Raw genomic sequence first — 14,399 nt, forward strand, 5'->3', positions numbered from 1 at the left:
GGGAGCAGTCTGGGTGGGGCGGTGGTGACGTTCAACGGGGTTGCGGCGACGGGGGTTTCGGTCAATGCGTCGGGTACGGCGCTGGTCGGCTTCACGCCGGCCGGGGTGCTCGGCAACGTTCCGGTCGTCGTCATCACCGCGGCCGGGAGCGCCACGGTCGCCGGTGGGTTCACCTACACGGCACCGCCACTGCCTGTGGTGACGTTGTTGTCGCCGTCGTCGGGCAGTGTTGTGGGTGGTACGGCGTTTGTGATCACGGGGAGCAGTCTGGGTGGGGCGGTGGTGACGTTCAACGGGGTTGCGGCGACGGGGGTTTCGGTCAATGCGTCGGGTACGGCGCTGGTCGGCTTCACCCCGGCCGGGGCGCTCGGCAACGTGCCCGTTGTCGTCACCACACCGGGCGGCAGCACGACCGTCGCCGGCGGATACACCTACGTGTGAGCGGTCCTCCTTGCACCGGTTCATCCGGAGCGAGGACGGCCCGGAGGCCACATCCGCCGTAATCCGTCGAGCGGTGCTGTGGCCCCCGCCGGTCCGCCCCGCCCTGTCGCCGGCTCATCAGGAGCCGGCGGCAGGGCGCTGCGAGCAATGCGCTGCGAAACGGGATGCCGCGAAACGGGATGCCGTGAACGGGACGCGTTATGGCGGCACTCCAGTCGGCGGGGACCGGCCGGACACCTGCTCGACGCTCTCGGCTGCGTCATCCGGGTGAAGAGGGAGATGCCGTCTCGCCTCGGATCGTATTTCCTGCGTAACTGGTGGACGAGGGGCAACGGACATTTCAGGGGTTTCGCCGACGCAGAGGGTGGGGGCGCAGACATGCCGATCAATCCGGACCAAGGGTCTACCGGTGGTGGGGCCACGGTGACCTTCACCGGCACCGGCCTTGCAGACGCCACCGTGGTGCACTTCGGGGGCAAGCCGGCCGCCATCACGGCCAATACACCCACATCCGTGTCGGTGGTCGCCCCCTCGGGGGTCGGAGTGGTCGACGCCACGGTGAGCACGCCAGGGGGCACCAGCAACCCGGAGCCGTTCTACTACCTCCCCCCGCCCGTCGTCATCGCCGTCGCGCCGTCGTCCGGGCCCGTCGCGGGCGGCGAGACGGTTACCGTCACCGGGCGCGGGCTCGCCACCGCCACATCGGTGGCGTTCGGTGCTACGGACGTGACGCCGACGGTGGTGTCCGACAGTGAACTGACCCTCGTGAGCCCGGCCCATGCGGCCGGGGCCGTGTCTTTGGTGGTCACGGCCCTGGGTGGTACGGCCACCGCCTCCGGAACCTTCGACTTCGTGGGCCCGCCGACCGCTACTGGCTTCAGCCCGCTGACGGGTCTCCCGGCGGGCGGCACACTGGTCGGCATCACGGGCACTCAGCTGTCGACGACCACCGGCGTGACCTTCGGCGGTGTCCCCGCCACGTTCGCCGTCCTGTCCGACACCAGGGTCGCAGCCATCGCTCCCGCCCACGCCTTGGGCGCCGTCACCATCGCGCTCACCACGACGGGCGGCTCCGCCACCGCGCCCGGGGTGTATCTCTATCTGATCGGTTGACGGATGGTGTGCACTCCATGCCTTGTGTGCCCACTGGAGGCTCACCGTTGGAGGGCTCTACCGCTTGAGGGCTCCACTGCTTGAGGGCTCCACTGCTTGGAATGGGCGCCGTGCTTCAACAGCCGTTCGCAGGGCGCGAGTTCGGGGCCTGAACGGCGAGACGGAAGGCCGGGGCACGGAGCGCGAGAGGGGCTGGCGGTCCGTGGCATCTCGCCGCGTCGGCCCCATTGGCGCACTCGGGCTGTCCCATTGGCGCAGTCGGTCCGCCTCACTGACCCACTCGGTGCGGACTCGGTGACCCACTCGGTCCGCCTCGCTGACCCACTCGGTCAGACTCGGTGACCCGCTCGGTGCGGACTCGGTGACCCACCTGACCCGATGGAGTGCCTCGGGACGCCTCGGCGTAACCGACCTTCGTGGAGATGCCCGATCTGTCGCTTCCCGTCATCGGCCCTGTGCGCATTGTGGTGTCGGTGCGGCGCCGGTCCGGGCCCTGGCCGCCACGTCTGGCGTCACGGCGCGGAACGTGTCCGACCGGTATCGACACAGGTCAGGGTCCTATTCGTGGCTCCTGGGAGGGGGCCGGGTCCTTCGTCGGGTGGCTCGCCGGCAGGTTCTGTGCAAGCGACCGGCCGACCTGTCACCTCGCCGCACGGGGCCGGCGCGGCCGTCATCGACGAGCGGATCCCGGATGCGTGCCCATTTGCCATCGGGGCGCATGTGTGCCCACACGCCTCAGGAGGGAATTTGTCCAGCTGAATTGGAACAATTCGACAACCCAGCGGGGGCAGCGGAACATGTGGTTGTGGGAGGTGCACAGATGATTGCGAACCTCGAACATCGGGGGCGCGGCCAGTCAGCCTACGTCGCACTGGACGTCCCCCTCCGCGATCAACAGCCATGAGCTCAGATGACCTGATCTTTTCCTGGCCACCCGCGAGCAGCCGGCCGACCGTGCACATCGCCCTTCTCGGCGGTTTCGACCTTGTCGTGAACGACGTCCCGGTAACGGTGCCCGTCGGCTCGAAGCGGCTGCTGGCGTTCGTTGCGCTCAACGGCCGTGCCGCTGCCCCTCGCTCCCTGGTTGCGGGGAGTCTTTGGCCCGAGGCATGCGAACAGAGCGCTTACGCGAATCTGCGGTCGGCGCTGTCACGCCTGCGCGGCATCGGTAGGAAGGCCCTGGACGTCTGCCCTACCGAGGTGCGCCTCGCGCGAAAGGTCACCGTTGACCTGCACCATGCCCGGTCGCTGGCCCAGCGCATACTCGACCCCGGTGTCCCGGCCGAGGACCTCAACATCAACGCGGCCACCGTCGACCAACTCACCGATGACCTGTTGCCCGGCTGGTACGACGAGTGGGCCCTGCGGGAGGCCGAGCAATGGCAGCAGCTTCGACTCCACGCCCTTGAGGCGCTGGCGGGAGCATTCATCGACACGAAGCAGTTCGCCGGGGCGGTGGCGGCGGCCCACGCGGCCGTACAGGCGAATCCACTGCGGGAGAGCAGCCAGGCTTCGCTGATCCGCGCCCACCTAGCGGAAGGTAACCCGTCCGAGGCGTTGGACGAATTCGAACGCTATACGCACCGTCTTCGCGACGAGCTCGGACTTCGTCCCACACCGCGGCTGTGCCACCTGGTGGACGGACTGCAGAGGCCGGGCTCCGGCTGGTGACGCCGTCTGGTGACTCTCCGTGGGTCGATGGGCATGCGGTGGCTCACGCCGTACCGGCCCATCGGCCCATCGGTCGATCGGCCCATCGGTCCACCGGCTCACCCGCCCATCCCGCCCGTCCCGTCCTGCCCATTCCGCCCGGCCGTACGTGCCCACGTGCCCTGGCTGCCTACAGGTGCGCCTGCCACTGACCCACGATCCGGCCGCAACTCCTGGTGCCGCAACTCCTGATCCCTCAGGGCGGACTGGTCGCAGGGCCTCCTCTGGGTTCCTTAGGGCCCAGAGGGGCGGGGCGCACTGAGGCCCGCCTTCTCAAGGTGCCGCCCTGCAAGGTGCCACTCGTTCCAGGTGCTGTGCCCGTCAAGGTGCCGCTCCTCCAGGTGCTGTGCCCGTTCAGGTGCCACCTGACTCAAGGTGCGGCCTGTCTTTGTGACGTGAAGCGGCTCCGTAGCCGGGTGCTGTGCTCCGGCAGCTCCGGCAGCTCCGGCAACTCCGGCAGCTCCGGAAGCTTCGGCGGCTCCGGCGCTTTCGTCGTGCGTGGTCGCCGCGCAGGGGACGGCCCCATCAACCATTCGGCTCAATAGAGTGTTTGTGCGGCAATGTGCGGATTTATTCTCATTCAGACGCGGTGATCCGATGAAAGATCGGGCGATCCGTCCATGAATCCGCCGAATATCCGGGACCTGCGATCGAGGGAGCATTGTGGAGCCACGCGAGACAGCCTCGGTCGAGACCGGTTCGGACGGCGCCGACGGAGGCCCTGCGCCCAGTGAGCCATCCGCCGCCCGCGCGCTGCCACCTGCGCCCAACGGGTCCTGGTCGCTGCTGTCGCGGATCGTGATCGCGGGAACCATCGCGGTGTTGGCGATCGGTGTCACGCTCCATCTGGTGCTGCTTTTCCTGTTCGTCGCCCCGTCGAACGCCCTCAGCAGGCAGTACGGCAGGCTGGTCAACGGCTACGTCTATCCGGAGTTCGACCAGAACTGGCAGCTTTTCGCCCCGAACCCGCTCCAGCAGAACATCGCCGTGAACGCGCGCGCCGAAGTCAAGTTCGCCGACGGCTCCCGGCGTACGACGAACTGGGTGGGCCTGACCGCCCAGGACCTCAAAGCGATCAGGGGCAATCCCGCACCCAGCCACGCGCACCAGAACATGCTTCGCCAGGCCTGGGACTTCTACAACAGGACGCACGATGTCAAGGGGCGGCCGGTCGGCCTGCGCGGCGAGCTCTCCGAGGCCTATGTGCGCCGGATCGCGGCACACCGGATCGGGCCTCGGGTCGACGGCGGCCAGGTGGTCAAGGTGCAGATCTACGCGTCGAACACCCCGATTATCCCGCCGAAGTGGAGTACTGAGCGCGTGAACACCCAGACGACCTACCAGGTGCTTCCGTGGTGGCCGGTCTCCCAGAAGGAGTTCCAGTGAGCGTCGAGAAGGACAGCGCCCGGGCGCCTTCCCCCTTCAAGGGCTTGGGCACAAAGCTCGATACCGCCATCGCCAGAGGTCTGAACAAGATCACGGGGATGGCGCTGGCGCCCTACCAGGCCGCGGTCGTCCGGATCGGCTTCGCGCTGACCTTCGGGCTCTACCTCCTCCGTGAGTGGCCGCACCGCCAGGAGCTGTACGGCACCACCAGCCCGTGGGGATTGGACCTGGCCCATCGCCTCGTCGCCTCGAACCACGCGTTCACGGTGCTGCTGTGGTCGAGCGACAGGCTGTGGTTCGAGCTGGTCTACCACGGGACCATCGTCGCGTGCCTGCTGTTGCTCGTCGGGTGGCACACCCGCACGACCTCGTTGCTGTTCATGATCGGGGTGTTGTCGCTCCTGAACCGCAACGTCCTGCTGGGCGACGGTGGCGACACCCTCATCCACCTGATCGCGAGTTATCTGGTGCTGACCCGCTGCGGGCAGGTGTGGTCGCTGGACGCGCGACGGCGGGCGCGCGCGGCGGCGTTGGGCGAGGACGACAGGAATCCGGTGGGCGTGGCCCTGTGGGTGCTCTGCGGCCTGGGCCTCGCCCTCGCGCAGATCACGGGATTCGCGCAGCTCCCGTGGGGGTGGATCTTGATCTTCTGGGGGCTCTGGATGATCCAGGCCCTGTGGTACTGGGCAGGGCGGAGCCGCTTCTCCGAGGTGCGAGGGGCGTTGGATGTCACCGCCAACCTCGTCCACAACTCGGCGATGCTGGTGATCGCCGCCCAGGTGTGTCTGCTCTACGCCACGGCCGGCTGGTACAAGATCCAGGGCCCGCGCTGGCAGGACGGAACCGCCCTGCACTATCCACTGCATCTGAACTACTTCAGCCCGTGGGCTCCGCTGTCCCAGGCGCTCGACAGCGGCTCCGTGATCGTCACGCTGATCACCTACGGCACCGTCGTCGCACAGGTCGCCTTCCCCTTCACCCTCCTCAACCGCCGGGTGAAGAACGTGATGCTCGCTGTCCTGATGACCGAACACGCGACGATCGCGGTGATCTGCGGCTTGCCGTTCTTCTCGCTGGCGATGGTCGTTGCTGACATGGTCTTCCTCCCGACCAACTTCCTGCGATGGATCGGGTCGAGGGTGGAGTCCACGCGCGACCGCATCACCCGCCCACTTCGCCGAGGCAAGGAACCACAGGCAACCGGAGTGAAGGCCCGCGTGTGACCAGGTGACCAACTGACGCGCTGTCCGAGGCTGTCCGAGGGCCCCTTCGCCTCCGCTGCGCCTCCGCCCACTGTGCAGGGCGGCCGGGCGGCCCTGGTCGCGCTTGCGCACCGACCGTTCCCGCCGGACGCGGCGAACGTCCCTCCGGCGGCGTACGGCCCGTGGTGGGGACGATCCGCCGGAGAGACCTTGGGGTTCACATCAACTGTCGACTGCGCACGCAGAGCAGGGAGATCGCATCCGCCCCTCGGCCGGAGCCGAGGGCTCTGCGCTGCGCATCGCTCACCTCAGCCGATGGTGGCGCCGGTGGTGGCGCCACTCGTACCGCTGTTGCCTCAGCGCTGTTGCCTCAGCCGATGGTGGCGCCGGTGCTGGTGGCGCCGGTGGTGCCGCCGACTGCGCCGCCGATGGTGGCGCCTGTGGTGGTGGCGCCGGTGGTGCCGCCGGCTCCGCCGCCGATGGTGGCGCCTGTGGTGGTGGCGCCGGTGGTGCCGCCGGCTCCGCCGCCGATGGTGGCGCCGGTCGTGGTGGCGCCGGTCGTGCCACCGGTACGTCCGCCGATGGTCGCGCCGGTCGTGGTGGCGCCGGTGGTGCCGCCGGCTCCGCCACCGATGGTGGCGCCTGTGGTGGTGGCGCCCGTGGTGCCGCCGGCTCCGCCGCCGATGGTCGCGCCGGTGGTGGTGGCCCCTGTGGTCCCGCCGGCTCCGCCGCCGATGGTCGCGCCGGTGGTGGTGGCGCCGGTGGTGCTGGTGGCACCGGTAGAGGTGGTGGTCGCGCCGGTGGTGGTGGCGCCGGTCGTGCTGGAGGCACCGGTTGTGGTGGTGGTCGCGCCTGTGGTGGTGGCGCCGGTTGTGCTGCCTCCGGTGCGTCCTCCGATGGTGGCTCCGGTGGTGGTGGCTCCGGTGGTTCCACCGCCGACGAACCTGCATCCCCTCGGGAACACGAAGAGCTTGCCGGTCTTCTTGTTGACCACCAGTCGGCACCTCACATCCGGTGCCGACTTCGATGTTGTTGCCTTCGAGGGCGTCGCTTCAGCGCCCACAGCGCTCATGGCGCCCATTGTTCCGGTGAGCGCCGCGGCCAGGAGCGAGGCGCCGATCACGTGCGGAAGCCGCTTCCGGATATTCGTCATGATGCTTCCCCTTGTCTTCAGGAACTGGGCATATCCGTTGCAGCGTGGAAGGCCGACCATGACCGTGGCGTGGAGCTGACGTGACTCCGGCGTGACGCCGCCAGGGCAGGGCGCGGGAATCCTGGCTTCCCGTGCAGCGGAACCGTCCCGGACGAGCTGAACCGTCCCGGACGAGCTGAACGGTCCGGAGCTCGGTTCTCCCCTCGGCCGTGGCCGGGGAGCGCCCGATGCCGTGGATGACCGCGGCCGCCGTGGCGCGGCATCCGCCCGCTGTGATGCAGCATCCAGCCGCTGTGGTAACGCGCCGTGTCGGCGGTGTCGCGGCGGGTTGACGACGTCCGGCCCGGCAGGAGCCTGCGTAGGGTCATGGCCATGACCAAAGCAAGGGGCCGGTGGTCCACGGTGGATCTGGACAGTGGCGTCGAGGACGCAACGCTCCTCATCCTGGAGTGGCTCGGCGAGCAGGGTGTAGGGGCTCTTATCAGGGTCGATGCGGAGCGTATGCGGGAGGGCCGGCCTGCGTGGACTTTCGCCGCCGGCGGTGGACCATTGCCTGGCGGGGGGATGCGGGCGGATGGGGCGTCGGTCGCAGAGTGCATGGGCAGAGCGCTGATCAGGCTGCGAGAGGCCGGGTTGGCCGTGCCGTTTTGACCGGATGCCCGGACTGACCTTCGAGCGATACGACTTCGTCCGCGCCCGGATCGTGCTCGATGTCGGGATGTCATTCCTGTGCATCGACCGCTATACGGTGAACCCTGCCACGGCGGCCGCCGTCGCCGTCGCCGGGTCCCAGCCCGGGTGCGGCACGGCCGCCAGGAGCGCCCGGGTGTACGGGGCCGCCGGCTCGGTGAGTACCTGCTCGGTGGGCCCCTGCTCCACGGTCCGGCCGCGCCGCATCACCAGCGTCTCGTCGGTGAGGTGCCGGACCACTGCCAGATCGTGGCTGACGAACACCAGCGCCACCCCCGTCTCCCGGCGGATCTCCGCCAGCAGTTGCAGGATCTGCGCCTGGATGGAGACGTCCAAAGCGGCCACGGCCTCGTCCAGGACGAGGACCTTGGGGTCGACGGCGAGCGCGCGGGCGATGGCGAGGCGCTGCCGCTGTCCGCCGGACAGTCCGTGCGGCCGGGCGCCGGCCTCCCGTGCCCCCAGCCCCACCAGGTCGAGCAGTTCCGTCGCCCGCTGGTCGGCGTGCCGCGGTGCCGCGCCGTGCAACCGCAGCGCGGTGTGCAGGCACCGGCGTGCGGTGAGCCGGGGATCGAGCGAGACATAGGGATCCTGGAAGACCATCTGGATGTCCCGGGCCCTGGCCAGCCGCGCTGCCCGGCCCCGTGGCGTACGGGGTGTGCGGGCGTGCCCGTCGACGGTCACGGTGCCGGTGTCGGGCCGCACCAGTCCGACGAGCATCCGGGCCACGGTCGTCTTGCCGGACCCGGACTCTCCCACGATCCCGGTCGAGCCGCCGCGCGACAGCGTGAAGGAGATCCCGTCCGCGGCCCGGTGCCGGCCACCGCCCGGCAGGGGGTAGGTCTTGGCAAGTCCCTCGGCCACCAGAACGGGCGCGCTGTGGTGCGCGGGCGGGTGCGCCGGGTCGTGGAGCGGGTGCGGGACGGTCATGGCTGCCTCTTCTCGTGCGAGGTCGGGGGCGGGGTCGGGGTCGAGGTCGGGGTCGGGGAGGCTGCCGGTGCCGGGGCGTCCGGCAGTTTGCGGCAGGATGCAGAGCCGCCGCCGGGGAGCGTGGCCGGGGCCGGAGTCCAGGCCGCGCAGTCGTCGTCGGCGTGTGCACAGCGCGCGTGGAAGGGGCAGCCGGGGAAGGTGTCGGCGAGGGACGGCGGGCGGCCCGGGATGGGGTGCAGCGTGCGCGGCGCCTCGGCCAGGTCGGGCGAACAGGCCAGCAGCCCGCGGGTATAGGGGTGCCGGGGCGTGCTGAACAGGGCGCCGGCCGGCTGTTCCTCGACGACCCGGCCCGCATACATGACGTACACCCGCTCGCAGTAGGCGGCGGCCAGCTGCAGGTCATGGGTGATGAAGAGCAGGCCCATGGCGTGCTCGTCGCGCAGCGTGCGCAGCAGGGCAAGGATCTCGGCCTGGGTGGTGACGTCCAGCGCGCTGGTGGCCTCGTCGGCGAGCAGCAGCCGGGGGGCGGCGGCGAGTGCGCCGGCGATGACGACGCGTTGCAGCATGCCGCCGGAGAGTTCGTGCGGGCGCTGCCGGATGCGGTGCTCCGGGTCGGACAGGCCCACGATGTCCAGGAGCTGGAGCGCGCGGGCGCGCAGGGCGGGGCGGTCGAGGCCGCTGCGGGCGAGCCGTTCGGTGAGGAAGTCGCCGATCCTGCGGACCGGGTTGAGAGCCGAGCGCGGGTCCTGGTGGACCATGGCGACGGAGCCGGAGCGGTGTGCGCGCAGTGCCGCCCCGCTCAGGGACAGCACATCGGTGCCGGACACCCGGACGGTGCCCTCGGTGCGGGCGTTCTGGGGCAGCAGTCGCAGTGCGGCCTTGGCGGTGGTGGACTTGCCCGATCCGGACTCGCCGACCAGGCCGACGATTTCGCCGGGGCCGACGTGCAGGGAGACCTCGGCGAGGACGGGGCGGGCGGTGCCGGGGAGCTGGAGGGTCAGCCGGTCGATGTCCAGCAGCGGAGCGGCGTCCGGCGGGGGAGCGGCCGGGGCGGGGGCAGGGTGCGTGGTCGGGTTCGGCATGGCGGCTATCCCTTGGCGGAGAGTCGGTCGGCGGCCCGGACACCGGCGACGTTGAAGGCCACCACGACGGCGGCCACGGCACAGCCCGGCACCATGGCCGGCAGCAGCGCCCCCTGGACGATCGCGGCCTGGCCCTCCTGCACCATCAGCCCCCAGTCGGAGCTGGGCGGCTGGGTTCCGAAGCCCAGGTAGCTGAGGGTGGCCAGGCTCATCAGGGCCTCGCCGAAGAGGACGACGAGGTAGCCGGCGAGTGACCGGCCGAGGTTGGGGACCAGATGGCGGGCGCAGAGCCGGGCGCCGCCCATGCCCTGAACGAGGTATGCATCGACATAGGGCTTGGCGCGTTCGGCGAGGGCGATGCTGCGGGTGTATTTGGCGATGGTGGGGGCGAAGGCCAGACCCAGGGCGATCACCGAGGTGGTGATGCCGGAGCCGAAGACCGCGATGATCAGCACCACGAACAGCAGGCCGGGGAAGGCGTACATGACGTCGGTGACCCGGCTGACCAGGGTGTCGACCCAGCCACCGTGCCAGGCGGCGACGGTGCCCAGGGTGACGCCGAGCACGGCGGCCAGCGCGAGCAGCAGCAGCGGCGCGATCAGGCTGGTCCGGGCCCCGTACAGGACCCGGCTGAGCAGGTCCTGGCCGGAGGCGTCGGTGCCCAGCAGGTGTGCCCGGCCGGTGCCTTCGAGCGACGACGACAGGTCGATGGCGTCCGGTGCGTACGGGGCGAGCAGCGGTGCGCAGAGCGCGGCGAGCACCACCAGTGCGAGGAAGCCGGCGGCCACTGCCGGGGCGAGGCGGCGCCTGGTACGCGGGCGAGGGTCGGCGGTCACCGTCGGGACGGGGCCCGCCGCCGTGTCGAGGGAGGTCATATGGCGCTCCTTGCGGCCTTGACCCGCGGGTCGAGCAGCGGGTGCACGAGGTCGACGAGGGTGGTGGCGAGGATGTAGCCGGTGACCATCAGCAGCAGGACGGCCTGGGCGACGGGGAAGTCATGGGTGTTGATGGCCCCGACGAGCAGTGAGCCGATGCCGCTGATGCCGAAGGCGGTCTCGATGACGACGGTGCCGGCCAGCATTCCGGCGGTGACCAGACCGCACATGGTGACGATCGGCCCGAGGGCGTTGCGCAGCACATGCCGCACCACGATCTCGCGTTCGGGGACGCCACCGGCACGGGCGACTTCCACATGGTCGGCGGCCGCGGCGTCCAGCATGGCCTGCCGGGTGACCCGGCTGATGATCGCCAGCGCGCCCAGGGCCATGGACAGGGCGGGCAGGGTGAGGTGGTGGACCGTCCCGGCGAAGCCCGTTCCGCCACCGGTCACCGGGAACCAGCCGAGCCGCACCCCGAAGACGGCGATCAGCGCGAGGGCGGCGACGAAGGAGGGGACGGAGCCGGCGAGGGTGGTGGCCCCGACGACGGCGGAGTCCACCCAGCCGCGGCGGACCGCCGCCAGCACCCCGGCGCCGACGCCCAGCACGACGAACAACACCGTTGCGTAGCCGACGAGTTCGAGGGTGGTGGGCAGCCGGGCAGCCAGCAGATCGGCCACCTGGTCTCCGTATCGGAAGGATCTCCCCAGGTCGGTGTGCACGCAGTCCCACAGCCACCGGCCGTACTGGACGACCAGCGGCTCGTCGAGGTGGTACTGGGCGCGGACGGTGGCGATTTTCTCGGGGGTGAGCTTGTCGCGGCCGCCGGCGAGGAAGACCGCCGGGTCGCCGGGGGCGGCGTAAACGGACGCGAAGATGACGAAGGAGGCGGCGAACAGCGTCGCGAGGAGGCCGGCGATGCGCCGCACGAGTCTGCGGACCACGGCGGTTCAGTCCTTTTCTCGGGGCTGGTGGGAGGGGGCGGCCCCGGGCGCGGTACCCAGTTCGGCGGCCCAGGGGTAATAGAGGTGGGCCTGTGAGGCGGGCGGCCCGGTCAGTTGGTCCTTGAGGACGAGGACGGAGGGCACCTGCGCCACGGGGATCCAGACCGCCGCGTCGGCGAACTCCTTCTGCACCCCTACGGCGAGCCGGGCACGCGCGCCGTCATCCAGGGTGCGCAGCGCCTGGTGCACCTTGCTGTCGTACGCAGGGTTCTTGAAGCCGACCCAGTTGTTGGGGCTGTCCGACAGGGCGTTGTCGTAGAAGCCCATCGGGTCGCTCTTGGAGATGTACCAGTCGCCGACCAGCACATCGATCTCCGAGCGGGCCTGTGGGGAGCTGTAGAACTCCTCGAACTGGGCGGTCGGCACGGTCTTGATCTGTCCGACGAGCCCGATGCGCTGCAGCGCGGCCCGCACCGCGTTGGCGATGACGGTGCGGCCCTGGCTCGCATCCGTGCCGATGACGATGGGTTCGGCGGGTGCCCCCGCGGCCTGCACCAGTCGCTTGGCCCGTGCGAGAGCGGCGGCGTCCGGCCGCGCGGGGGCGGCCGCGTTCAGCGTGCGCTGCGCCGCGGTGAATGCGGGTTTCGCATAGCCCCAGGCGCCGGAGCCGACGGGGGTGGCCCAGGGCTGGACGAGGCCGCCGTAGCCGGATGCGGCGATACCGGCGCGGTCCAGAGCAAGGGACAGTGCGCGGCGGATCGCGGGGTCCTTGAGGCCGCCGCGCTCGGTGGGGATGAGGGCGAGGGAGGCGGTGCTGGGGCCGTAGTGCTCGGTGAGCCCCTTGCGGCCGGCCAGGGCGGCGGCGGTGTTGGGGGATTCGGCGTAGCCGCCGTCGGCGGCGCCGGTGGTCAGGGCATTGACGAAGGCGCTGTCGGAGGCCCAGCGGAAGACGACCTGCCGGGTCAGCGGCTTGCTGCCCCAGTAGCCGTCGTAGCGGCGGATGGTGAGCGAGTCACCCGACTTCCAGCTCGTGAGCTCGTACGGGCCCGAGCAGGCGTCGCCGCGCCCCGGGGTACCGAATTCCGCTCCCGCCGCCTGCACCTGGCTGCGGTGGTACACCAGCCCCGCATCGCCCGCGAGCGCCTTGGTGAAGAGGGCGTCGGGCTGCTTGAAGGTCACCGTGATCTCGTGTGGGCCTGTCGTGGCCATCTTCTTGACGTTGGCGAACTCGTCGGCCTGCTCCATGTCCGGGTCGGCGTGGCGTTTCAGGCTCCACAGCACGTCGTCGGCGGTCATCTTCGCGCCGTCGTGGAAGGTGACGTCGTCGCGCAGGCTCAGCACCAGGGTGGTGGGGTCGGGGCGGGTGACCTTGCGGGCGAGGAAGGGGCGGACGGACATATCGGGTTGAAGCTGGTACAGCCGCTCGCAGACGTTGGTCAGGACGGCCCGGCCGGCGCTGGTGCCCTGGGTGTCCAGGTCGAGGGAGTCCGGTTCGTCCTCCAGCAGCCAGTTGACGGTGTCGAGCCGGCCGGCGGCCTTGGCGGTTGTGGGGGTGAGCCGGAGATCGGCGGCGTTCAGTGTCGTGCCGCCGCCGAGGGTGTTGGTGGCGCCACTGCATCCCGCCGCGCCCAGCGCGAGAGTGACGACGGCCGCGGCCAGCAGCGGAGCGGTCGGTCGGGAGCTGCGCTTCATCGGTGTGCCCCCGGTCCGTCGTAGAGGTTCCACGGCACCCGCTGGTACTCGTTCTCGCAGGGGGTGCCCGCAGTGGCGTGGTACTCGCCGCTGGTCAGATCCACGCACGAGGAGACCAGTGTCGTCCAGTGCCGGAGCGTGGGCTTCCGGGGATCGGGGTGGGTGCACAGCGACTCCGGGTGGCCGAGGTGGTCCGACATCGCCTGTTGGATGATCTTGCGTGATTCTTCGGGTCCGGTGGAGGCCCGCAGGGCCCGCAGTGCGGCCTCGGCGCGCGGGACCCTGATGAGGGAGTCGGACGACATCGGGCGGTATCCGGTGCTGAGCACGGCCGGGACGCCGGCCTGGTAGTGGTTGCCGTGCACCAGCAGCCCGTCGGTGGGATACATCCAGCCGTGTCCGGCCGGGGTGGTCTCCAGGTCGACGGCGAACCCCTCGCGGCAGGTGAGCAGCGCATTGCTGGCGATGTGCGCGCGGGTGCGGCACAGCACTTCGACGGCGTCGGTGATGCTGTCCTGGTCCAGGACACTGCGCCGTACGACGGTCTGCGGCAGTCCGATCGCATCGTCGAACCGCCCCCCGAGCCCGTTGGCGTTGAGTGCGATACCGGCCGAGCTGGCGCCCTGACGGCCGATCTGCCCGGCCTCGACCTGCATGATCAGGGTCGGTTTGGGCGGCTGGACGATCCGGATCAGTACGACGGTGTCGGCGACGCCGGCCCGCCAGTCCCAGTTCTGTCCGGCGTAGACATGGCCGTCGCCGCTGGCCTCCCCGTAGGCGGCGTACGAGGTGCAGCCCTCGGCAGGCTCCTCGCCGGGCACCTCGCCGGCCGTCGGCGCCGCGTCGCTGATCTCGGCGAAGGACTTGTCGTAGAGCACCTCGCCCCGGGCGTTGAGGGCGAGGATGTCGAGCAGGCCGACGCCCGCGCCGTCGGCGATCCCCTGCATCTCTTCGACCAGGTGGGGTGCGTAGTCGCGGACCGGTGCCAGCCAGCGGGCGGCACGGGCGGTGACCTGCTGCCAGGTCAGCCCGCTGGAGGCGCCGAAGGCGGCTTCGTAGTACGCGGTCGCGGCGTGGATGCGGTCGCGCACCGCCTCGCCGTATTGGCGGCCTCGCTCGGCCGGCGGGCCGGCGATCTCGATGACCGGAAGGGTGCGCTGTGCCATGTCTCTCCCTGCGCA

General features: G+C 70.5%; 12 protein-coding genes. 5 read left to right on the forward strand and 7 right to left on the reverse strand.

Annotated elements, in window-relative coordinates; translation table 11 throughout:
* The 5 genes from ACF088_RS05650 to ACF088_RS05670 all read left to right on the forward strand — a co-directional run.
* Positions 1-441 (forward strand): IPT/TIG domain-containing protein (locus ACF088_RS05650; RefSeq protein ID WP_392374123.1); only part of this gene is annotated, 441 nt, incomplete at its 5' end.
* Between the two features lie 378 nt (positions 442-819).
* Complete coding sequence (locus ACF088_RS05655) at positions 820-1,554, forward strand: IPT/TIG domain-containing protein (RefSeq protein WP_392374124.1); 735 nt, start codon at positions 820-822, stop codon at positions 1,552-1,554.
* 900 nt (positions 1,555-2,454) lie between these two features.
* Entirely contained in the window at positions 2,455-3,225 is a 771-nt protein-coding gene (locus ACF088_RS05660; RefSeq protein ID WP_392374125.1) for a BTAD domain-containing putative transcriptional regulator, read from the forward strand.
* Positions 3,226-3,927: 702 nt separating this feature from the next.
* Entirely contained in the window at positions 3,928-4,650 is a 723-nt protein-coding gene (locus tag ACF088_RS05665) for a DUF5819 family protein (protein WP_392374126.1), read from the forward strand.
* Positions 4,647-5,873, forward strand: a complete 1,227-nt coding sequence (locus ACF088_RS05670; protein WP_392374127.1) for an HTTM domain-containing protein — start codon at positions 4,647-4,649, stop codon at positions 5,871-5,873. The genes ACF088_RS05665 and ACF088_RS05670 overlap by 4 nt, the downstream gene beginning before the upstream one ends.
* 349 nt (positions 5,874-6,222) lie before the next feature.
* On the opposite strand, the gene ACF088_RS05675 is transcribed toward ACF088_RS05670, so the two are convergent.
* The 7 genes from ACF088_RS05675 to ACF088_RS05705 form a co-directional block, all read right to left on the reverse strand.
* The gene (locus tag ACF088_RS05675; protein WP_392374128.1) at positions 6,223-7,005 is read right to left on the reverse strand and encodes a hypothetical protein; all 783 of its coding nucleotides are present in this window, start codon (positions 7,003-7,005) and stop codon (positions 6,223-6,225) included.
* 741 nt (positions 7,006-7,746) lie between these two features.
* The gene (locus ACF088_RS05680; protein WP_392374129.1) at positions 7,747-8,622 is read right to left on the reverse strand and encodes an ABC transporter ATP-binding protein; all 876 of its coding nucleotides are present in this window, start codon (positions 8,620-8,622) and stop codon (positions 7,747-7,749) included.
* Positions 8,619-9,704, reverse strand: coding sequence for an ABC transporter ATP-binding protein (locus ACF088_RS05685; protein WP_392374130.1), 1,086 nt, complete (start codon positions 9,702-9,704; stop codon positions 8,619-8,621). The genes ACF088_RS05680 and ACF088_RS05685 overlap by 4 nt, the downstream gene beginning before the upstream one ends.
* 5 nt (positions 9,705-9,709) lie before the next feature.
* Positions 9,710-10,579, reverse strand: coding sequence for an ABC transporter permease (locus ACF088_RS05690; RefSeq protein ID WP_392374131.1), 870 nt, complete (start codon positions 10,577-10,579; stop codon positions 9,710-9,712).
* The gene (locus tag ACF088_RS05695) at positions 10,576-11,526 is read right to left on the reverse strand and encodes an ABC transporter permease (protein WP_392374132.1); all 951 of its coding nucleotides are present in this window, start codon (positions 11,524-11,526) and stop codon (positions 10,576-10,578) included. The genes ACF088_RS05690 and ACF088_RS05695 overlap by 4 nt, the downstream gene beginning before the upstream one ends.
* A gap of 6 nt (positions 11,527-11,532) precedes the next feature.
* Positions 11,533-13,218, reverse strand: coding sequence for an ABC transporter substrate-binding protein (locus ACF088_RS05700; protein WP_392374133.1), 1,686 nt, complete (start codon positions 13,216-13,218; stop codon positions 11,533-11,535).
* Positions 13,215-14,384: a C45 family autoproteolytic acyltransferase/hydolase gene (locus tag ACF088_RS05705; RefSeq protein WP_392374134.1), complete on the reverse strand. Its 1,170-nt coding sequence runs from the start codon at positions 14,382-14,384 to the stop codon at positions 13,215-13,217. Before ACF088_RS05705 ends, ACF088_RS05700 begins: the two co-directional genes overlap by 4 nt.
* Positions 14,385-14,399 lie beyond the last annotated feature (15 nt).

The sequence above is a fragment of the Streptomyces sp. NPDC015125 genome, assembly GCF_043080045.1.
Lineage (GTDB): Bacteria > Actinomycetota > Actinomycetes > Streptomycetales > Streptomycetaceae > Streptomyces.

Coding starts and splice junctions, on each gene's coding strand:
- ACF088_RS05700 (WP_392374133.1), bottom strand. CDS start 13,218: ATGAAGCGCAGCTCCCGACCGACCGCTCCGCTGCTGGCCGCGGCCGTC.
- ACF088_RS05685 (WP_392374130.1), bottom strand. CDS start 9,704: ATGCCGAACCCGACCACGCACCCTGCCCCCGCCCCGGCCGCTCCCCCG.
- ACF088_RS05690 (WP_392374131.1), bottom strand. CDS start 10,579: ATGACCTCCCTCGACACGGCGGCGGGCCCCGTCCCGACGGTGACCGCC.
- ACF088_RS05655 (WP_392374124.1), top strand. CDS start 820: ATGCCGATCAATCCGGACCAAGGGTCTACCGGTGGTGGGGCCACGGTG.
- ACF088_RS05660 (WP_392374125.1), top strand. CDS start 2,455: ATGAGCTCAGATGACCTGATCTTTTCCTGGCCACCCGCGAGCAGCCGG.
- ACF088_RS05705 (WP_392374134.1), bottom strand. CDS start 14,384: ATGGCACAGCGCACCCTTCCGGTCATCGAGATCGCCGGCCCGCCGGCC.
- ACF088_RS05675 (WP_392374128.1), bottom strand. CDS start 7,005: ATGACGAATATCCGGAAGCGGCTTCCGCACGTGATCGGCGCCTCGCTC.
- ACF088_RS05680 (WP_392374129.1), bottom strand. CDS start 8,622: ATGACCGTCCCGCACCCGCTCCACGACCCGGCGCACCCGCCCGCGCAC.